The organism is Streptomyces erythrochromogenes, from assembly GCF_036170895.1.
Taxonomy (GTDB): Bacteria; Actinomycetota; Actinomycetes; order Streptomycetales; family Streptomycetaceae; genus Streptomyces; species Streptomyces erythrochromogenes.
The window spans coordinates 3,020,533-3,039,640 of the sequence record NZ_CP108036.1 but is presented as its reverse complement, the minus strand read 5'-3'; the positions used below and the strand labels follow the sequence as shown (position 1 = coordinate 3,039,640).

At 70.2% G+C, this 19,108-nt stretch carries 17 protein-coding genes and 1 riboswitch; of the genes, 8 read left to right on the top strand and 9 right to left on the bottom strand.

What is annotated here, in order from left to right; genetic code table 11:
* Positions 1-74 precede the first annotated feature (74 nt).
* Positions 75-299: a hypothetical protein gene (locus OHA91_RS13465; RefSeq protein WP_037632503.1), complete on the top strand. Its 225-nt coding sequence runs from the start codon at positions 75-77 to the stop codon at positions 297-299.
* A gap of 99 nt (positions 300-398) precedes the next feature.
* On the opposite strand, the gene OHA91_RS13460 is transcribed toward OHA91_RS13465, so the two are convergent.
* The 6 genes from OHA91_RS13460 to OHA91_RS13435 all read right to left on the bottom strand — a co-directional run bounded on the left by OHA91_RS13460 (position 399) and on the right by OHA91_RS13435 (position 8,074).
* Positions 399-1,415: a ribonucleotide-diphosphate reductase subunit beta gene (locus OHA91_RS13460; protein ID WP_031151615.1), complete on the bottom strand. Its 1,017-nt coding sequence runs from the start codon at positions 1,413-1,415 to the stop codon at positions 399-401.
* Positions 1,415-3,796 (bottom strand): ribonucleoside-diphosphate reductase subunit alpha, encoded by a 2,382-nt coding sequence (locus OHA91_RS13455; RefSeq protein ID WP_031151616.1) that lies wholly within the window; start codon positions 3,794-3,796, stop codon positions 1,415-1,417. Before OHA91_RS13455 ends, OHA91_RS13460 begins: the two co-directional genes overlap by 1 nt.
* A gap of 134 nt (positions 3,797-3,930) precedes the next feature.
* Positions 3,931-4,052, bottom strand: a riboswitch (cobalamin riboswitch).
* 51 nt (positions 4,053-4,103) lie between these two features.
* Positions 4,104-4,601, bottom strand: a complete 498-nt coding sequence (locus OHA91_RS13450) for a GNAT family N-acetyltransferase (protein ID WP_328739278.1) — start codon at positions 4,599-4,601, stop codon at positions 4,104-4,106.
* Between the two features lie 165 nt (positions 4,602-4,766).
* Entirely contained in the window at positions 4,767-4,964 is a 198-nt protein-coding gene (locus OHA91_RS13445; protein ID WP_030016682.1) for a CstA-like transporter-associated (seleno)protein, read from the bottom strand.
* On the bottom strand, positions 4,961-7,207 hold the full coding sequence (locus OHA91_RS13440) for a carbon starvation CstA family protein (protein WP_408059167.1): 2,247 nt from the start codon (positions 7,205-7,207) through the stop codon (positions 4,961-4,963). The genes OHA91_RS13445 and OHA91_RS13440 overlap by 4 nt, the downstream gene beginning before the upstream one ends.
* Before the next feature lie 102 nt (positions 7,208-7,309).
* Positions 7,310-8,074: a GntR family transcriptional regulator gene (locus OHA91_RS13435; protein WP_031151618.1), complete on the bottom strand. Its 765-nt coding sequence runs from the start codon at positions 8,072-8,074 to the stop codon at positions 7,310-7,312.
* Positions 8,075-8,363: 289 nt separating this feature from the next.
* On the opposite strand from OHA91_RS13435, the gene OHA91_RS13430 reads away from it, so the two are divergent.
* From OHA91_RS13430 to OHA91_RS13415, 4 genes are all read left to right on the top strand, one after another.
* On the top strand, positions 8,364-9,644 hold the full coding sequence (locus OHA91_RS13430; RefSeq protein ID WP_031151619.1) for an extracellular solute-binding protein: 1,281 nt from the start codon (positions 8,364-8,366) through the stop codon (positions 9,642-9,644).
* Positions 9,645-9,771: 127 nt separating this feature from the next.
* Positions 9,772-10,791, top strand: a complete 1,020-nt coding sequence (locus OHA91_RS13425) for a carbohydrate ABC transporter permease (protein ID WP_031151620.1) — start codon at positions 9,772-9,774, stop codon at positions 10,789-10,791.
* The gene (locus tag OHA91_RS13420) at positions 10,788-11,684 is read left to right on the top strand and encodes a carbohydrate ABC transporter permease (protein ID WP_078959332.1); all 897 of its coding nucleotides are present in this window, start codon (positions 10,788-10,790) and stop codon (positions 11,682-11,684) included. Before OHA91_RS13425 ends, OHA91_RS13420 begins: the two co-directional genes overlap by 4 nt.
* Positions 11,685-11,691: 7 nt before the next feature.
* On the top strand, positions 11,692-13,194 hold the full coding sequence (locus tag OHA91_RS13415; protein WP_328739276.1) for a glycoside hydrolase family 3 protein: 1,503 nt from the start codon (positions 11,692-11,694) through the stop codon (positions 13,192-13,194).
* Positions 13,195-13,312: 118 nt separating this feature from the next.
* Here the strand turns inward: OHA91_RS13415 and nagB are convergent, their stop codons facing one another.
* Entirely contained in the window at positions 13,313-14,098 is a 786-nt protein-coding gene (gene nagB / locus OHA91_RS13410; RefSeq protein WP_328739275.1) for a glucosamine-6-phosphate deaminase, read from the bottom strand.
* Positions 14,099-14,358: 260 nt separating this feature from the next.
* Between nagB and OHA91_RS13405 the strand changes: the two genes are divergently transcribed.
* Positions 14,359-15,225 carry a leishmanolysin-related zinc metalloendopeptidase gene (locus OHA91_RS13405; protein ID WP_266497825.1) on the top strand — a complete coding sequence of 289 codons (867 nt, stop codon included), beginning with the start codon at positions 14,359-14,361 and terminating at the stop codon, positions 15,223-15,225.
* 80 nt (positions 15,226-15,305) lie between these two features.
* On the opposite strand, the gene OHA91_RS13400 is transcribed toward OHA91_RS13405, so the two are convergent.
* Entirely contained in the window at positions 15,306-16,067 is a 762-nt protein-coding gene (locus OHA91_RS13400; RefSeq protein ID WP_031151625.1) for an SDR family oxidoreductase, read from the bottom strand.
* 83 nt (positions 16,068-16,150) lie between these two features.
* Between OHA91_RS13400 and OHA91_RS13395 the strand changes: the two genes are divergently transcribed.
* On the top strand, positions 16,151-16,741 hold the full coding sequence (locus OHA91_RS13395) for a TetR/AcrR family transcriptional regulator (RefSeq protein WP_328739274.1): 591 nt from the start codon (positions 16,151-16,153) through the stop codon (positions 16,739-16,741).
* Between the two features lie 356 nt (positions 16,742-17,097).
* A complete protein-coding gene (locus OHA91_RS13390; RefSeq protein ID WP_328741133.1) occupies positions 17,098-18,567 on the top strand; it encodes a sensor histidine kinase in 1,470 nt (489 codons plus the stop codon).
* A gap of 171 nt (positions 18,568-18,738) precedes the next feature.
* On the opposite strand, the gene OHA91_RS13385 is transcribed toward OHA91_RS13390, so the two are convergent.
* Positions 18,739-18,996: a WhiB family transcriptional regulator gene (locus OHA91_RS13385; RefSeq protein WP_003953983.1), complete on the bottom strand. Its 258-nt coding sequence runs from the start codon at positions 18,994-18,996 to the stop codon at positions 18,739-18,741.
* Positions 18,997-19,108 lie beyond the last annotated feature (112 nt).

The following is a 19,108-nucleotide window of genomic DNA, read 5'->3' as shown; positions in this document are numbered from 1 at the left end:
GTGTGGCAGTAATTCACTCTTTCATGGCAGTCCTGCCACTCGCGGGGTTGCGCGGACGGAGAGACAGTGGAGACATGAACACGTTCCTGAGCTACCTCGCCGTCCTCGCCGTCGCCACCCTGCTGCTCGCCCCCGCCCTCTACGGGGCCCTGCGCGAGCGGCGCATCGACCGGCAGCTGCGGGCCGCCCGGACCCGGCTCGTGTGGCTGCCGCGGCAGAAGGCGGGCGGCATGCCGCCCACCCCGCGCCGGCACGGCCCGCGGTCCGCTGCCTGGCGCCGCGGGCGCCTCGCCCACTGAGCCCCGCCGACGCCCTCCCGCAGGCGTCCCCACCGCCCCGGAACGCGAAGAGCCGGGACGCGATCACCTCGCGTCCCGGCTCTCGGTGCACCTGCGGGACTAGAAGTCCTCGTCCAGGTCGACCGTGCCCTCGACCGCGACCTGGTAGGCCGACGGACGGCGCTCGAAGAAGTTCGTCAGCTCCTGGACACCCTGCAGCTCCATGAAGGAGAACGGGTTCTGCGAGCCGTACACCGGCGGGAAGCCGAGACGGACCAGGCGCTGGTCCGCGACGCACTCCAGGTACTCGCGCATCGACTCGGTGTTCATGCCCGGCAGGCCGTCGCCGCACAGGTCGCGGCCGAACTGCAGCTCCGCCTCCACGGCTTCCTTCAGCATGTCGGTGACCTGCTGCTGGAGGGCGTCGTCGAAGAGCTCGGGCTCCTCCTTGCGGACCGTGTCCACGACCTCGAAGGCGAAGTTCATGTGCATGGTCTCGTCACGGAACACCCAGTTGGTGCCGGTGGCCAGGCCGTGCAGCAGGCCGCGCGAGCGGAACCAGTACACGTACGCGAAGGCGCCGTAGAAGAACAGGCCCTCGATGCACGCCGCGAAGCAGATCAGGTTCAGCAGGAAGCGGCGGCGGTCGGCGGCCGTCTCCAGGCGCTCGATCTTCTCGACCGAGTCCATCCACTTGAAGCAGAACTGCGCCTTCTCGCGGATGGAGGGGATCTCCTCGACCGCGTCGAAGGCGGCCGCGCGGTCGTCCGGGTCGGGCAGGTAGGTGTCGAGCAGCGTCAGATAGAACTGGACGTGCACGGCCTCCTCGAACAGCTGGCGCGACAGGTACAGGCGCGCCTCCGGGGAGTTGATGTGCTTGTAGAGCGTCAGCACCAGGTTGTTCGAGACGATCGAGTCGCCGGTCGCGAAGAACGCGACCAGGCGGCCGATCATGTGCTGCTCGGCGGGCGTCAGCTTCGCGAGGTCCGCGACGTCCGAGTGGAGGTCGACCTCCTCCACCGTCCACGTGTTCTTGATCGCGTCCCGGTAGCGCTCGTAGAAGTCCGGGTAGCGCATGGGGCGGAGCGTGAGCTCGAAGCCCGGGTCCAGGAGGTTCTTGTTGTCGGTGGAGCTCATTACTGGCAGGCCTCGCAGGACTCGGGGTTCTCAAGGGAGCAGGCCAGGGCATCGGCGTCGACGGCCTGCGGGAGCGCCACCGGAGCGGCGGTGGCGGCCTGCGCGGCGCGGGCGATCTTCGTCGCCGGGCGCGAACGCAGGTAGTACGTGGTCTTCAGGCCCTGCTTCCAGGCGTACGCGTACATCGAGCTGAGCTTGCCGATGGTGGGCGTCTCCAGGAACAGGTTCAGCGACTGCGACTGGTCCAGGAACGGCGTACGGGCCGCCGCCATGTCGATCAGGCCGCGCTGCGGGATCTCCCACGCCGTGCGGTACAGCTCGCGGACCTCGGCCGGGATCCAGCCGAAGCCCTGGACCGAGCCGGAGGAGTCGCGCAGCGCCTCACGGGTCTGGGCGTCCCACACGCCGAGCTGCTTGAGCTCCTCCACCAGGTAGCCGTTCACCTGGAGGAACTCGCCCGACAGGGTCTCGCGCTTGAACAGGTTGGAGACCTGCGGCTCGATGCACTCGTACACGCCGGCGATCGAGGCGATGGTCGCCGTCGGGGCGATGGCGAGGAGCAGGGAGTTGCGCATGCCGGTCTCGGCGACGCGGGCGCGCAGCGCGTCCCAGCGCTCCGGCCAGTTCAGCTCGACGTCGTAGTGGTCCGGGTGCAGGACGCCGCGCGCGGTGCGGGTCTGCTCCCAGGCCGGCAGCGGGCCGCTGCGCTCGGCCAGGTCGCAGGAGGCCTCGTACGCGGCCAGCATGATGCGCTCGGAGAGCTTGGTCGACAGGGCCTTCGCCTCGGGGGAGTCGAAGGGCAGCTTCAGCTTGAAGAAGACGTCCTGGAGGCCCATCGCGCCCAGGCCGACCGGGCGCCAGCGGGCGTTGGAGCGGCCGGCCTGCTCGGTCGGGTAGAAGTTGATGTCCACGACGCGGTCGAGGAAGGTGACGGCGGTGCGGACGGTCTCGTCGATCCGCTCCCAGTCGATCTCGCCGTCCACGACGAAGGCGCCGAGGTTGACCGAGCCGAGGTTGCAGACGGCCGTCTCGCCGTCGTTGGTGACCTCGATGATCTCGGTGCACAGGTTCGAGGAGTGGACGACGGTGCCCGGCTCGGCGGTCTGGTTCGCCGTGCGGTTGGAGGCGTCCTTGAAGGTCATCCAGCCCTGGCCGGTCTGCGCGAGGGTGCGCATCATCCGGCCGTACAGGTCGCGGGCCGGCATGGTCTTGCGGGCCAGTCCGTCGGCCTCGGCCTTGCGGTAGGCGGCGTCGAACTCGTCGCCCCACAGGTCGACCAGCTCGGGCACGTCGGCCGGGGAGAACAGCGACCACTCGGCGTCGGCGTTCACGCGGCGCATGAACTCGTCCGGCACCCAGTGGGCGAGGTTCAGGTTGTGGGTGCGGCGCTGGTCCTCACCGGTGTTGTCGCGGAGCTCCAGGAACTCCTCGATGTCCGCGTGCCAGGTCTCCAGGTAGACCGCGGCGGCGCCCTTGCGGCGGCCGCCCTGGTTCACGGCGGCGACGGAGGCGTCGAGCGTCTTCAGGAACGGCACGATGCCGTTGGAGTGGCCGTTGGTGCCGCGGATCAGCGAACCGCGGGCGCGGATGCGGGAGTACGACAGGCCGATGCCGCCCGCGTGCTTCGACAGGCGCGCGACCTGGTGGTAGCGGTCGTAGATCGAGTCGAGCTCGTCCAGCGGGGAGTCCAGCAGGTAGCAGGAGGACATCTGCGGGTGCCGGGTGCCGGAGTTGAAGAGCGTGGGGGAGGAGGGCAGGTAGTCGAGGCGGCTCATCAGCCGGTACAGCGAGGCCACCTCCTCGACGGCCTGGACGCTCTCGTCCGCGGCGAGGCCGCAGGCCACGCGCAGCATGAAGAACTGCGGGGTCTCGATGACCTGACGGGTGATCGGGTGGCGCAGCAGGTAGCGGCTGTGCAGGGTGCGCAGGCCGAAGAAGCCGAAGCGGTCGTCGGCGCCCTCGGCGAGGGTGTGCTCGACCAGCGCGTCCAGGCGGCTCGCGTGCGTGCGCACGAACTCGGCGGTGCGGTCGGCGATGAGGCCCTCGCGGTGGCCGACCTCGACGGAGGCGGAGAACGAGGTGGAGCCCTGGCTCGCGGCCTCGTCGCGCACGGCCAGCGTCAGCAGGCGGGCGGCGAGCTTCGAGTACGCGGGGTCCTCGGAGATGAGCCCGGCGGCGGACTCGGTGGCCAGCCCGCGCAGTTCGGCCTCGTCGGCGGCGGAGCTGCGGCCGCGGAGCGCGGCGGCAGCGACGCGGCCGGGGTCGGTGTCGGGGAGGTCCGCCGTAAGTTCGGTGAGGGTACGCAGCAGCGTGGCCCCCGGGCCCTCGGTGTTGTCGCCAGAAACGGACTCGGCGCGCGGTGCGGAAGGCGCGATGGTCACGGCGGGAGCTCTCCCTCGCTCGGCCCGGTCATCGGCGGCGGGCGCGGGCGCATGCGGGCGTGGCAGGAGGGCACACCGCACGGCGTCCACCGGCCCAACCGCGAGGCCCGGACGTGTCGGCACCCGGGTCGGTCGATCCGGGCGCGCTGTCGGCAGGTCATCGGACTTGGTGTCCGGATGCCGGACACTTCATACCGTTGCGGGACAGTTCCGGATTCACACCGGATTCCCCTGCGGCGACAGCAGGCATGAGCATACATGTGGGGGGGCGCCGATGCGCGACCCCCCACATGTTGTGTCGGCGTGGCTACAGCTTGAGTCGATACGTGAGCAGTGTCAGGCCCTCGATGGGCGCCCAGTCCCGCTCCGGAGTGCGTACGAAGCCCAGGCGCGCGTAGATCCGGTGGGCCCCGGCCATGCTCCGCTGGGTGGAGAGGACGACGCCCGTGACGCCCTCGACGGCCCGCGCACGCTCGATGCACGCCCGCACCAGGGCCTCGCCGGCGCCCTGGCCGCGGGCCGCGTGGGCCACCGCCAGCATCCGGAACTCGGCCTCGTCCGGGCCGGCGATGTCGGCGAGCGGGCTGCCGGGTGCGGCGAAGGTCACCCCGCCGAGCACCTGCCCGTCGCGCTCGGCGACGAGCACCTCGGCCAGTGCGGCCCGCCCGGCCACGTCGCGGAGCACGTTGAGGTAGGCGTTGTCCTCGTTGAAGTCCAGGTGCCCGTCGGCGAGGTAGGCCTGCGCCGTGATCTCGCCCAGCGTCTCGTAGTCGGCGGGCACCGCCGTTCTGATCACCATGTCCATGCGGTCGAGTGTGCAGGACGGGTGTCGGGGCCCGGCGCCGTCGTCGGGGGCAGCACCGCCCCGACCCCGTCGGCCGCACCCTTCAGACCGAGCCCCTCGAGGACGGGGTGCGCTGAGGACGCCGAAGGGCCCCGCCGCGTCGTGCGGCGGGGCCCTTCGCATGTGTCAGCAGCAGCGGAAGCCCTCGCGGGGGTCCGCCTCGCGGGCGTCCGTGCGGGCGCGTTCGAAGGCGCGGCGGGTGAGGACCTCCGCGTCCGGGTCGTGGGAGCGGGCGTGGGCGACGTACCGGTCGTACGCGGCCTCCCCGGAGAACTCCCGTACGTAGAACCTGGCCCTGGCCAGCACGCTCCGTACGGTGCTCACCCCACCGGCTCCTTGACCTGCCCGCCGCCGGAATCGCGGTCGGCCGCGGCGGCGAGCCGGGCCCGCTCCTCGGCGGTCGCGATCAGGCCGGCCGGGGCGACGATCTTCGACTCGGTCCACGGGACCTCGGAGAGCTTCGCCGACCCCGGGTCGCGGACGGCCTTGACGCAGGTGCGGAGCGCGTCCGCGAGGACCACGATGATCAGCACCGCGAAGAGGGCGCACAGCACGCCGTCCACCGTGGCGTTGGTGACGATCGTGTGCATGTCGTCCATGTTCTTGGCCGGGGCCAGGACCTTGTCGGCGTCGATGCCCGCCTGGTACTTGTCGCGCTGGGCGAAGAAGCCGACCTTCACGTCCTCGGAGAAGACCTTCTGGTAGCTGGCGGTGAGGGTCACCGTGGCGTCCCAGACCAGCGGGACGCCCGTAACCCAGGCCCACTTGAGCCGGCCGGACTTCACCAGCAGCGTGGTGCAGACGGCCAGCGCGACCGCGGCCAGCAGCTGGTTGGCGATGCCGAAGAGCGGGAAGAGCTGGTTGATGCCGCCCAGCGGGTCCTTGATGCCGACCCACAGGAAGTAGCCCCACGCGCCGACCACGATCGCGCTCGCGAACCACACGCCGGGCTTCCAGCTGACGTCCTTGAAGGACTTGTGGACGTTGCCGAGGGTGTCCTGGAGCATGAACCGGCCCACGCGGGTGCCCGCGTCGAGCGTCGTCAGGATGAAGAGCGCCTCGAACATGATCGCGAAGTGGTACCAGAAGGCCTTCATCCCGGCGCCGCCGATGACGGAGGAGAAGATCTCCGACATTCCGAGTGCGAAGGTCGGCGCGCCGCCCGTACGGGACAGCAGGCTGGCTTCCTCGACGTCCTTGGCGGCCTGGGTGAGCGCCTCGGGCGAGATGGCGAAGCCGAAGTTCGTCACCGCCTGCGAGGCGGACTCGACCGTGGTGCCGATGATCCCGGGAGGGGAGTTCACCGCGAAGAAGAGGCCGGGCTCGATGATGCAGGCAGCGATGATCGCCATGACGGCGACGAACGACTCGGTCAGCATGGCGCCGTAGCCGATCATGCGGACCTGGGTCTCCTTCTGGATCATCTTCGGGGTGGTGCCCGAGGAGACCAGGGCGTGGAAGCCCGAGAGCGCGCCGCACGCGATGGTGATGAAGACGAACGGGAACATCGACCCGGCGAAGACCGGGCCGTCGCCGCGGGCCGCGAAGTCGGTGATCGAGGGCATCTTCAGCGTCGGCATCGCGATGACCACGCCGATCGCGAGGAGCGCGATGGTGCCGACCTTCATGAAGGTGGAGAGGTAGTCGCGGGGCGCGAGCAGCATCCACACCGGCAGGACCGACGCCAGGAAGCCGTACACCACCATCCAGATGACGAGCGTCTCCTTCTCCAGGGTGAAGGTCCCGGCGAAGGAGGACTCGGCGACCCAGCCGCCCGCGACGATGGCGAGCAGCAGCAGGGCGACACCGATGAGGGAGACCTCGGTGACCCGGCCCGGCCGCAGGACGCGCAGGTAGAAGCCCATGAAGACGGCGATCGGGATGGTCATGCCGATGGAGAAGACGCCCCAGGGCGAGTGCGCCAGGGCGTTGACGATGACCAGGGCCAGCACCGCCAGCAGGATGATCATGATGGCGAACACGGCGACCAGGGCGGCGGCTCCGCCCACGGGGCCGATCTCGTCCCGCGCCATCTGGCCGAGCGAACGGCCGTCGCGGCGGGTGGAGAAGAACAGCGTCACCATGTCCTGGACGGCGCCGGCGAAGATCACGCCCGCGACGATCCAGATGGTTCCGGGCAGGTAGCCCATCTGCGCGGCGAGCACGGGCCCGACGAGCGGGCCGGCGCCGGCGACGGCGGCGAAGTGGTGGCCGAAGAGAACGCGGCGGTCGGTGGGATGGAAGTCGACACCGTTGTCAAGGCGTTCGGCGGGAGTGGCCCGCGTCGCGTCGACCTTCAGTACGCGGTGCGCGATGAAGCGGGCGTAGAAGCGGTAGGCGATGGCGTACGAGCCCAGGGCCGCGGCGAGCAGCCAGGCCGCGGAGATCTCCTCGCCGCGCGAGAGCGCCAGCACGCCCCAGCCGATGGCGCCGACGAGTCCGACGAGGACCCACACGGCGATGGACTTGGGGGAGGGCGAGCCCGATGGGGTTGCCGGACTCGCCGTGGCCCGTTGTGTACCTGTTGCTTCCGGTTCAGGCATGATCCTGGTCCCCTCGTCGATCATCTGCGTAAGCAGGCGGAATCTACGGGGGATTGCCTGGTGAACGTAAGACCCCGTCCGCATTCCGGTCTCGGAATTCCGGTGCGCGGGGCGGGGTCACGGGTGTCAGGCGGCGGGGCGCTTGAGCCTGGCGACGAACTTGTAGCGGTCGCCGCGGTACACCGACCGCACCCACTCCACCGGTTCGCCGTCGGCGTCCAGGGAGTGCCGGGAGAGCATCAGCATCGGCAGCCCGACGTCGGTGCCGAGCAGGCCGGCCTCGCGCGGGGTGGCCAGCGAGGTCTCGATCGTCTCCTCGGCCTCCGCCAGGTGGACGTCGTACACCTCGGCGAGGGCGGTGTAGAGGGAGGTGTACTTGGCGAGCGACCGGCGCAGCGCGGGGAAGCGCTTGGCCGAGAGGTGCGTGGTCTCGATGGCCATCGGCTCGCCGCTGGCCAGGCGCAGCCGCTCGATGCGCAGCACCCGCCCCCCGGTGTTGATCTTGAGTAGTCCGGCGAGGGTGTCGTCCGCGGTCACGTAGCCGATGTCGAGGAGCTGCGAGGTCGGCTCCAGGCCCTGGGCCCGCATGTCCTCCGTGTAGGAGGTCAGTTGCAGGGCCTGGGAGACCTTGGGCTTGGCGACGAAGGTGCCTTTGCCCTGGATCCGCTCCAGTCGTCCCTCTACGACCAGTTCCTGGAGGGCCTGGCGGACCGTGGTCCGCGAGGTGTCGAATTCGGCCGCGAGCGTGCGCTCCGGCGGTACCGGGGTGCCGGGCGGCAGCGTCTCCGTCATGTCGAGCAAGTGCCGCTTGAGTCGGTAGTACTTGGGTACACGTGCCGTGCGAGTGGCTGCCCCGCCGTCCGGCTCCGTGAGTGCCCCTTCGGTGGCCATCGCCGCCCGCCTTCCCGACTCCAGTTTCGCTGCCGTCACCGGCTCCTCCGATATGTGCGGTCACATGGTGACACGACTGGGGGTACAGGCCTTCTCTCTCCCCAGGTGTCGGTCCGATAACGGACCGGGCACCCGCTCATTAGACCCTTGACACCCCTAAAGGTCTAGGCCAAGCTCCAGCTACTGGTCTACACCAATATGGATCAGATCCCAGCCCCACGGCAGTACTTCGCGTATGTCACCGCGGCGGGCAAGGGAAGTGCAGGCAGGCATCCCTGAGGAGGGTGGCGTGAAGCGCAAGCTCATCGCGGCGGTCGGTGTCGCGGGCATGATGGTCGGACTCGCGGCGTGTGGCAATGGGGACGACGACAAGGCCAAGGCCGACGCGGGTCCCAAGGAGATCACCGTCTGGGTCATGGACGGCTCCGCGCCGAAGGCCTGGATCGACGAGGTCAACAAGGAGTTCTCGGCCAAGCACCCCGGTGTGACGGTCAAGGTCGAGGAGCAGAAGTGGACCGGCATCCAGGAGAAGGTCACCACGGCCCTCTCCGAGAACAACCCTCCGGACGTTCTTGAGCTCGGCAACACCCAGACCGCCGGCTACGCGGTCACCGGCGGTCTCGCCGACCTGACGAAGGACAAGGCCGCCCTCGGCGCCGACGCCTGGCAGAAGAGCATGCTCGCCTCGGCCGAGGTCGACGGCAAGCTCTACTCCGCCCCCTGGTACGCCGCCAACCGCGTCGTCGTCTACGACAAGAAGGCCTTCGCCAAGGCCGGCGTCACCCCGCCCACCACCCGCGACGAGTGGATCGCCGGCCTGGAGAAGCTGAAGGCGGCCGACCCGGCCACCCAGCCCATCTACCTCCCGGGCCAGAGCTGGTACGTCCTCGCCGGCCTCATCTGGGACGAGGGCGGCGACCTCGCCGTCAAGGACGGCGCCAAGTGGAAGGGCGGCCTCGGGACCCCGCAGGCCGGCGCCGCGATGGAGTTCTACAAGAAGCTCCAGTCCTACTCCACCGCCCCGAAGGACAAGGACGAGGCCAACCCGCAGCAGTCCACCGACATCGTCCCCAAGGGCGGCGTCGCCTCCTGGATCGGTCTCGGCTGGGAGGCCGGCGGTGCCGAGAAGGCGCTGAAGGACGCGGGCAAGGAAGCCGACTTCGGCTACTTCCCGATCCCGGGCAAGACCGCGGACAAGACCAGCACCGTCTTCCTCGGCGGCTCGAACCTCGCCGTGGCCGAGCGCTCCAAGAACAAGGAGCTCGCCAAGGAGTGGCTGGCCCTCGCCGCCGGCAAGGACCAGATGACCAAGTACGCCGCCGAGACCAAGGGCGCGCTGCTCCCGAACCAGGCCGCGGCCAACTTCACCCCCGCCGCGGGCTCCTTCGCCGAGGCCATGGGCAAGGCCGGCGTCAACGGCAAGATCACCCCGGTCACTGCGGGCTGGGCGAACGTCGAGACCGAGCCGAACCCCATCAAGGAGTTCATGACCAAGGTCCTGAAGGGTGAGGACGCGGCCAAGGCCGGTGCCGAGGCGGACGCGGAGATCGCCAAGCGCATCAACAAGTAGTCCCGCCCCGCAGTACCCGCACGACCCAGCAGTGTGAACGCACCGGGGAGTGCGGCAGGTGCCCGGACACCCGCCGCGCCCCCGGTCGCGCATTTGACTCCACAGTCAACCGCGAGGAAGCCAAGCCATGACCGTGCACTCCCAGGGAGCGGTGACCAGCGCTCCACAGGACGCACCACCGAAGTCCGCCGGACGGCCCCAGACGCCGGCCCCAGCAACCGGCGCCAGCCATACGCCGCCTCGCGGAGGCAGGAAGTCGCTCCCCTCGGGGTGGCTGCCCTATCTGCTGGTCGCACCCGCGGTGCTCGCCCTCGCGACGCTCCTGCTGTACCCGCTGATCAAGAACGTGATCCTGTCCCTCCAGGACATCAACAAGGTCGAGTTCATCCAGCGGAAGTACCCCTTCGCGGGACTCGACAACTACACCGAGCTCCTCGGTGACTCGGCCTTCTGGACCGTCGTCGTCCGCAGCTTCGCCTTCACGCTGGCCAACGTCGCGCTGATCATGGTGCTGGGAAGCCTCATCGGCATCCTGCTGAACAAGCTCGGCACGAAGATGCGCCTGGTTTTGTCGATGGCGCTGGTGATGGCCTGGGCCATGCCGATCGTCGCCTCGGTACAGGTCTTCCGCTGGCTGTTCGACGAGCAGTTCGGCGTCATGAACTGGGTCATGCGCACCGCCGGCTTCTCCGGCTACGAACAGCACAACTGGATGGAGACCGGCCTCTCCACCATGGTGATCGTCACGATCCTGGTGGTCTGGGGCTCCATCCCCTTCGTCGCCCTCAACATGTACGCCGGCCTCACCACGGTCGGCGCCGAGCTGTACGAGGCCGCCCGCATGGACGGCGCCAACGGCTGGCAGACCTTCTGGAAGATCGTTTTCCCGAACCTGAAGCCCTTCTTCCTCATCACCACCTTCCTTGAGGTGATCTGGGTGTTCAAGGCCTTCACCCAGGTCTACGCGATGAACAAGGGCGGCCCGGACCGCGCCTCCGAGATCCTGCCGGTCTTCGCCTACGTCGAGGGCCAGAGCCAGGCCCACTACGGCCTCGCCGCCGCGATCTCCGTCCTGACGATCGTGATCCTCGTGATCGTCATGTCCTTCTACTTCCGCCTGATCCTGAAGCAGGAGGAGGAGCAGTGAGCACGAGCACGACCACCGCCCCGAAGCCCGCGGCTCCCGAGGGGCCCGCACAGCAGCTCCGTACCCGCCGCCCGGTGCGCCCCGGAGCCGTGGCCAAGAACCTCGGCGCGCTCCTGCTCGCCCTGGTCTTCGTCTTCCCCGTGTACTGGATGTTCTCGTCGGCCCTCAAGCCGGCCGACCAGATGCTCACGAAGGACCCCGTCTTCGTCTTCACGCCGACGCTGGACAACTTCGGCAAGGCCACCGGGGTCGAGAACTTCTGGACGTACGTCACCAACAGCGTCCTGGTCACCGTCGGCGCCGTGGTGCTGGCCCTGCTCGTCGCCCTCGCCGCGAGCTTCGCCATCGCCCGCATGAGGTTCAAGGGCCGCAAGGGCCTGGTCCTCACCGTGATGATGGCCCAGATGGCCCCCTGGGAGGTCATGGTCATCGCGATGTACATGATCGCCCGCGACGGCGAGCTGCTGAACAGCCTCCCGCTGCTGACCGCCATCTACTTCGTGATGATCCTCCCCTTCACCATCTGGACCCTGCGCGGCTTCATCGCCGCCGTCCCGGTGACCCTGGAGGAGGCCGCCCAGATCGACGGCTGCACCCGCGGCCAGGCCTTCCGCAAGGTGATCTTCCCGCTGCTGGCCCCCGGCCTGATGTCCACCTCGCTCTTCGGCTTCATCACCGCCTGGAACGAGTTCGCCATGGTCCTGATCCTCAACAAGGACAAGACCGCGCAGACCCTGCCCCTGTGGCTGACCGAGTTCATGTCCGCCTTCGGCAACGACTGGGGCGCCACCATGGCCGCTTCCTCGCTCTTCGCGGTCCCGGTCCTGCTCATCTTCATCTTCCTCCAGCGCAAGGCAGTCGGCGGCATGACCGCCGGCGCCGTGAAGGGATGACGCCGTCATGACTGTCCTTGCGCACCGCGCCACCGCCTCCGACGAGGTGACCCGCGACGCCCTCGCCGTCCTCCAGCCCGGCTTCGAGGGCACCACCGCCCCGGCCTGGCTGCTCCGCAGGATCGGCGAAGGCCTCACCTCGGTGGGCCTGTTCGGCCGCAACATCGCCTCGCCCGAGCAGCTGGCCGCGCTGACCGCGCAGCTGCGCGCCGAACGTGACGACGTGCTCGTCGCCATCGACGAGGAGGGCGGTGACGTCACCCGCCTGGAGGTCCGGGGCGGCTCGTCCTTCCCGGGCAACCTGGCCCTCGGTGCCGTCGACGACACCCGCCTGACCCGGGACGTCGCCCACGAGCTGGGCCGCCGCCTCGCCGAGTGCGGGGTCAACCTCAACTGGGCCCCCTCCGCCGACGTCAACTCCAACCCGGACAACCCGGTCATCGGCGTACGGTCCTTCGGTGCCGACACCCACCTCGCCGCCCGGCACACCGCCGCCTACGTCGAGGGCCTCCAGGCCGCCGGCGTCGCCGCCTGCACCAAGCACTTCCCGGGCCACGGCGACACCAACGTCGACTCCCACCACGCCCTGCCGCGCATCGACGTGGACCTCGACACCCTCGCCGCACGGGAACTCGTACCGTTCAAGGCCGCCATCGAGGCCGGGACGAAGGCCGTGATGAGCGCCCACATCCTGGTGCCCGCCCTCGACCCGACCCGCCCGGCCACGCTCAGCCCGCAGATCCTGACCGGCCTGCTGCGCAAGGAGCTCGGCTACGAGGGCCTCATCGTCACCGACGGCATGGAGATGCACGCCATCGCCGGGACGTACGGGATCGAGCGCGGCTCGGTCCTGGCCATCGCGGCGGGCGCCGACGCCATCTGCGTCGGCGGCGGACTCGCCGACGAGGACACCGTCCTGCGGCTGCGCGACGCGCTGGTCGCGGCCGTACGCGAGGGCACGCTCCCGCAGGATCGGCTCGCCGACGCCGCCGCCCGGGTCCGTGCGCTGGCCGCGTGGACCCTGGGGGCCCGGCCGGACGCGCGGCCGGAGGGGAGCCGCGCGTCCGGCATCGGCCTGACCGCCGCCCGCCGGGCCCTCGTCGTCACCGGCTCGGCGGGCCCGCTGACCGGCCCGTACGTCGCGACCCTGACCCCGGTCGCGAACATCGCCGTCGGCGACGAGACTCCGTGGGGCCCGGCCGCCGAGCTGGCCGAGCTGCTGCCCGGCACCGCTTCGGGCCTCTACCCGCAGGGCGCCACGGCCGGGGAGATCCTGGCCGCCGCGGGGGAGCGCACCGTCGTCGCGGTGGTCCGGGACGCGCACCGCCACCCGTGGATGACCGAGGTGCTGGACGACCTGGTCGAGGCCCGGCCGGACACGGTGGTCGTCGAGATGGGGCTGCCGCGCGCCGAGCCGCGCGGGGCCCTGCACATCGCCACGCACGGCGCCGCGCGCGTCTGCGGCCGCGCCGCCGCCGAGGTCGTCGCGGGGGCCGTCACGGGGGTGTGACGCGCCGCGGAACCGGAGCCGGGCACCTTGTCACAGGGGTGGTGCCCGGCTCCGCCGCGTACGCGCAAGGGCCGGGCTCCCCCGAGGGAGTGCCCGGCCCTTCGCCCGCTGTCGGGGACTACAGCCCCTGCCAGGACGGCTTGTTGGCGTAGGTGTGGCGGAAGTAGTCGGCCAGCTTGAGCTTCGAGGCGGCGGCCTCGTCCACGACGACGGTCGCGTGGCGGTGCAACTGCAGCGCGGACGCCGGTACCAGGGCGGACAGCGGACCCTCGACGGTCTGCGCGACGGCCTCGGCCTTGCCCTCGCCAGTGGCCAGCAGCACCAGGTGGCGGGCGTCGAGGATGGTGCCGATGCCCTGGGTGATGACGTGGTGCGGCACCTGCTCCAGGTCGTCGTCGAAGAAGCGCGCGTTGTCCACGCGGGTCTGCTCCGTCAGCGTCTTGATGCGGGTGCGCGAGGCCAGGGACGAGCAGGGCTCGTTGAAGCCGATGTGCCCGTCCGTGCCGATCCCCAGCAGCTGGAGGTCCACACCGCCGGCCTCGGCCAGGGCCCGGTCGTAGGCCTCGCACGCGGCGACGATGTCCTCGGCCGAACCGTCGGGGCCCATGAAGGACGCCTCGGTCAGACCGAGGGGCTCGACGACCTCGCGCAGGACGACGGCGCGGTAGGACTCGGGGTGCCCGGCCGGCAGGCCGACGTACTCGTCGAGCTGGCATATCCGGGCCGCGGAGGCGTCGACCTCACCCGCCCCGACCTTGCGCGTGAGGGCCTCGTAGACGGGCAGCGGGGTAGAGCCGGTCGCCACGCCGAGCAGGGCGTCGGGCTTGCGGCGCACCAGGGCCGCCATGGCCTCCGCGATGAGCTCGCCGCCTGCCTTGGCGTCCGGGACGATGACAACTTCCACGCGGGGCCTGCCGATCTGGAGTGGGTGGTGTGGTATAGACCAATCTAGCAGAGGGAGCCGGGTGCGGCGGGGGTCCCGCCGCTTTCCATGGTGATCCCGATCCCGGCGTCAGGCCTCCCGGGCGGTCACCCGGGCGGCCGATGCGGTGCACCGTGCTACAGCCGGTCTGGCCTGCTCTTGGTTGCCCTGTCTACAACTCCTTTGTCGCATAAGGTGGCTTTGGTAGGTAAATCGTGCTATGTGCGATTGGAGTGGTAGTCATGGCCAGGCACCCGACCTACGCCTTCGAGAGTTACAGAGCAGTGGCGAGCGCCACGCGCGCCGCCGATCTCGCCGAGACCACCTCCCCGTTCCAGATCGAGGTGCGCTTCGTCGGCGGGTTGACCAACAACCAGAAGGACGTCTTCGCCGAGGCGGCCGAGCGCTGGGCGCGGGTCATCGTCGGTGACCTGGAGACCGCGATCATCCGCGACTTCAGCGGCGACGTGATCATCGACGACATCCTGATCGACGCCGAAGGTGTGTTCCTCGACGGAGTCTTCGGCGTCCTCGGGGAAGCGGGTCCGCGCATCTTCCGGCCCCAGACGGCGCTCGCCGGGGCGGGTCTGCCGGCGAAGGCCGTCATGCGGTTCGACAAGGCCGACCTCGGCCAGATGGAGGACGACGGCTCGCTGCTCGACGTCATCACCCACGAGATGGGCCACTGCCTCGGCATCACCGGGCTGGTCTGGAGCGCCTTCGGCCTGCTGAAGGACTTCCCCGGCACCAACCCCACCTTCGTCGGCCCCGGCGCCATGGCGGAGTTCGGCGTACTCATGGGGGCCGGACCGCCCCGGCCGGTGCCGGTCGCCAACGTCGGCGGCCCGGGCAGTGCGGGCAGCCACTGGCGGGAGAGGGTCTTCCGTACCGAGCTGATGACGCCTACCATCGCCGCGGCCGGCAACCCGCTGAGCCGGCTCACGGCGGCGAGCCTCGGGGACATCGGCTACGAGGTCGACCTCGACGGTGCGGAGGCCTACGAACTGCCCGACCTCATGGCGGTCGAGGCAGCCGGCGAAGAGCCCGAGGCCCCGCGCGGCATCGTGCTCCCGACCGTTCCCAGCTCCATCCCCTCCGAACGGCCGTAGCGCCGTCCGACCGTTGCTGCTGCCGTGACCGGGAAGGTTCACCGGGTCACGACGCCCGGCGAACCTTCCCGGCCGCAGCACTAGATCAGTGCCAGCTGCAGGCCGCCCGTGGCGTCCAGGTGCTGGCCCGTGACCCAGCGGGAGTCCGCCGAGGCCAGGAAGGCCACCACGTCCGCCACCTCCTCCGCCGTGCCCACCCGGTGGAAGACCGAGCGGGCGGCCAGGTGGGTCCGGGTCGCGGGATCGGCGAGCAGGGCCGCGTTCAGGTCCGTCTCGGTGATCCCCGGCCCCACCGAGTTCACGGTGATCCCCCGCGGGGCGAGTTCGGCGGCCAGCGAGCGCGTCATGGCGTTCGCCGCGCCCTTCGCCATGACCGTCGCGAGGATCGCCGGCAGCGCGAGGTCCGGGGTGCCGGTCACGTTCACGATCCGGCCGCCGTCCCGCAGCCGCGCCAGCCCGCGCTGGATCACGAAGAACGGCGCCTTGGCGTTCAGCGCGTGCGCCCGGTCGTAGGCCTCCTCGTCGGTGTCCCCGATCCCCGCGAAGATCGCCGCCCCCGCGTTGTTGACGAGGATGTCCACGGCCTCGGTGCGTGCGGGATGGGCCTCGTACGCCGCCCAGAGGGCCTCTGCGTCCCCCGGCACCCCGAGCTCGGCCCCGATCGCGAAGGCCCGTCCGCCGGCCGCCCCGATCGCCGCCACGGTCTCCTCGGCCGCCGCCGCGTTGCGGCCGTAGTGCACCGCCACCAGCGCCCCGTCGCGTGCCAGCCGCTCCGCCACGGCCCGGCCGATGCCCCGGCTGCCGCCCGTGACCAGTGCCGTCTTCCCTTCGAGCACGCCCATGACGCGCCCCCCTCCGAAATCGCTAGTGATCGCTACAGAAAGGACCGTATCAGATTCCTTAGCGCCCGCTATAGAATGTGTGGATGGTGACCGGACAGCGCGGCAGGCCCCGCTCCTTCGACCGTGACGCCGCCCTCGACAAGGCGATGACGGCCTTCTGGGAGCGCGGCTACGAGGCGACCTCGATCTCCGACCTGACCGCCTCCATCGGCATCAGCGCGCCCAGCCTCTACGCGGCCTTCGGCGACAAGCGCAAGCTCTTCGACGAGGTCGTCGCGGTCTACGCGAGCCGCTACGGCGACTTCGCCGGCGTGGCACTGGCCGAGGAGCCCACCGCCCGCGCCGCCGTGGAGCGCATCCTGCGCGAGGCGGCCGAGGTTTATACCGACCCGGCCCACCCGCCGGGCTGCATGGTGATCAGCGCGGCGATCAACACCACCTCGGAGGAGGTGGCCCGGGCGCTGCGGATGCGGCGCAACGCCGGCCTGGAGCTCTTCGAGCGCCGGATCCGCGCCGACTTCGCCACCGGAGCGCTGCCCCCGGACACGGACGCGCGGGCGCTGGCCCGGTACGCCGGGGCCGTGCTTCAGGGGATGTCCCAGCAGTCGCGCGACGGGGCGACCCGGGAAGAGCTGGAGGCGGTGGCGGAGCGGGCCCTGCTGGCCTGGCCGTGAAAGGCCCCGAAAATTCCTCTGGGCCACGGTGCAGGACGGGACCCTCAACCCGTCCGGCACCGTAGCCCGGAGTACTTACGGCCGTCAGGTGTGCGGTTCCCGGCGGCCGGTGAGAGGTGCCTGCGCGGTCAGGGCAGAGCGCGCGGCTACCTCGATCCGTCCTCCTGTGCGGGGAGGGCGGAGACTCTAAGTCAATTCTGGACTAGACCATTCTGTTCTGTCCATCCAATGACGGTAGCTGGAAACCCGTCACTTCCTCCAACACTACGCGGCCCGTGCCCCTCCTGGATACTCCTGAGTACCGGCGTGGGCAAAGTCATCGTGCGTACCCGGGGTACGCTCGCAACGTGCCCTCCATGAACGACCTCGTACGCCAGCACACCGCTCTCGGAGAAACCGACCTGGAGTGGCTCCACCTGCTGGTCTCGGAGTGGCAGCTGCTCTCCGACCTGTCCTTCGCCGACCTCGTGCTGTGGGTGCCCACCCTCGACGGCACCCGCTACGTCTCGGTCGCCCAGATGCGCCCGAACACCGGCCCCACCTCGTACCAGGACGACATGGTCGGCCACCTGGTGCCGCGCGGCCGCCGCCCGCTGCTGGACGCCGCGCTCGACGAGGGCCGCATCGTGCGCGAGGGCGACCCCGAGTGGCGCGAGGAGGTACCGGTCCGCGTCGAGTCGATCCCCGTCCGCCGCGAAGGACGGGTACTGGGAGTGATCGCCCGCAACACCAACCTGCTCACTGTGCGTACACCCAGCCGGCTGGAGCTGACCTACCTCCAGTCCGCCTCGGACCTCGCGCAGATGATCGCGGCGGGCTCCTTCCCCTTCCCCGGCCAGCAGGTCGACATGGACGCCTCCCCGCGCGTCGGGGACGGCCTGATCCGGCTCGACGCCGACGGCGTGGTCACCTACGCGTCCCCGAACGCGCTCTCCGCCTACCACCGCCTCGGCCTCGCCTCCGACCTGGTCGGCCAGGACCTCGGCGCCACCACCGCCGAACTCGCACCGTTCCGCGGCCCGGTCGACGAGGCGCTGGTCAAGCTCGCCAGCGGCTGGGCCCCGCGCGAGACAGAGGTCGAGGGCAACGGGGGCGTCATCCAGCTGCGCGCCATCCCCCTCAAGCCGAAGGGGACCCGGATCGGCTCCCTGGTGCTCTGCCGCGACGTCACCGAACTGCGCCGTCGCGAACGTGAACTGATCACCAAGGACGCGACCATCCGGGAGATCCACCACCGGGTGAAGAACAACCTGCAGACCGTGGCCGCACTGTTGCGGCTCCAGGCCCGCCGAATGGATTCGCCCCAGGGCCGCGAGGCGCTCAACGAAGCCGTGCGCCGTGTCGGTTCGATCGCGATCGTGCACGAGACGCTCTCTCAGAACCTCGACGAGCGGGTCGAGTTCGACGAGATCGCCGACCGCGTGATCGCGATGGTCTCGGAGATCTCGCCGGGCAGGGTCGACTGCCGGCGCACCGGCCGCTTCGGGATCCTGGACGCGGAGGTCGCCACCCCGCTGTCGATGGTGCTCACGGAGATCCTGCAGAACGCCCTGGAGCACGCCTTCACCCAGGGGGAGCGGGGCACCGTGGAGGTGGCCGCACTGCGCAGCGGAACCGGCCGCAAGGACGGGCGGCTGCTGATCACCGTGCTCGACGACGGCAACGGCCTGCCCGAGGGGTTCGACCCCCAGCGGGCCGGCAACCTCGGACTGCAGATCGTACGGACCCTCGTGGAGGGGGAGCTCGGCGGCACCTTCGACATGGTCCGGGCCGAGCCGCGCGGCACCAAGGTCGTCCTCGACCTGCCGTCCAGCCCGCAGAAGTAGCAGCCGAAGGGTGACTCAGCGTGAGCGACGGCCTGCGGGCCGCGCGCACGGAGAGTAGTCCTGCAGCAGCACTGAGCCCCGGACCGAATGCTTCGGTCCGGGGCTCAAGAGCACGTTGCTGAGCGCTTCTTCGGTTACTGCGCGCTGCGCGTCGAGGCTCGAAAGTCGTTGTCAGGCGCTGGCGTTGCGCGCCCGGTTGCGAGCGGCGCGGCGCTTCATGGCGCGGCGCTCGTCCTCGCTGAGACCGCCCCAGACGCCGGAGTCCTGACCGGACTCGAGCGCCCACTGCAGGCACTGCTCCATGACGGGGCAACGGCGGCAGACGGCCTTGGCTTCCTCGATCTGCAGCAGCGCAGGACCGGTGTTGCCGATGGGGAAGAAGAGTTCCGGGTCTTCCTCGCGGCAAACGGCGTTGTGACGCCAGTCCATGGCTGCTCCATCTCCTTGTATTGCGGGCACTTTGCTTGTGAATGTGAACGCTTTCACGAATCCCCCCGTGAGGGAAGGGCGACCGCCCGGTTTCACGCGGGTGATCAGTCAG

What these genes read in the sequence shown, in the direction of transcription:
- OHA91_RS13465 (WP_037632503.1), top strand. Translation starts at nt 75, where the DNA reads ATGAACACGTTCCTGAGCTACCTCGCCGTCCTCGCCGTCGCCACCCTG.
- OHA91_RS13460 (WP_031151615.1), bottom strand. Translation starts at nt 1,415, where the DNA reads ATGAGCTCCACCGACAACAAGAACCTCCTGGACCCGGGCTTCGAGCTC.
- OHA91_RS13450 (WP_328739278.1), bottom strand. Translation starts at nt 4,601, where the DNA reads ATGGACATGGTGATCAGAACGGCGGTGCCCGCCGACTACGAGACGCTG.
- OHA91_RS13440 (WP_408059167.1), bottom strand. Translation starts at nt 7,207, where the DNA reads ATGATCGACGAGGGGACCAGGATCATGCCTGAACCGGAAGCAACAGGT.
- OHA91_RS13435 (WP_031151618.1), bottom strand. Translation starts at nt 8,074, where the DNA reads ATGGCCACCGAAGGGGCACTCACGGAGCCGGACGGCGGGGCAGCCACT.
- OHA91_RS13425 (WP_031151620.1), top strand. Translation starts at nt 9,772, where the DNA reads ATGACCGTGCACTCCCAGGGAGCGGTGACCAGCGCTCCACAGGACGCA.
- OHA91_RS13415 (WP_328739276.1), top strand. Translation starts at nt 11,692, where the DNA reads ATGACTGTCCTTGCGCACCGCGCCACCGCCTCCGACGAGGTGACCCGC.
- OHA91_RS13405 (WP_266497825.1), top strand. Translation starts at nt 14,359, where the DNA reads ATGGCCAGGCACCCGACCTACGCCTTCGAGAGTTACAGAGCAGTGGCG.
- OHA91_RS13400 (WP_031151625.1), bottom strand. Translation starts at nt 16,067, where the DNA reads ATGGGCGTGCTCGAAGGGAAGACGGCACTGGTCACGGGCGGCAGCCGG.
- OHA91_RS13395 (WP_328739274.1), top strand. Translation starts at nt 16,151, where the DNA reads ATGGTGACCGGACAGCGCGGCAGGCCCCGCTCCTTCGACCGTGACGCC.
- OHA91_RS13390 (WP_328741133.1), top strand. Translation starts at nt 17,098, where the DNA reads ATGAACGACCTCGTACGCCAGCACACCGCTCTCGGAGAAACCGACCTG.
- OHA91_RS13385 (WP_003953983.1), bottom strand. Translation starts at nt 18,996, where the DNA reads ATGGACTGGCGTCACAACGCCGTTTGCCGCGAGGAAGACCCGGAACTC.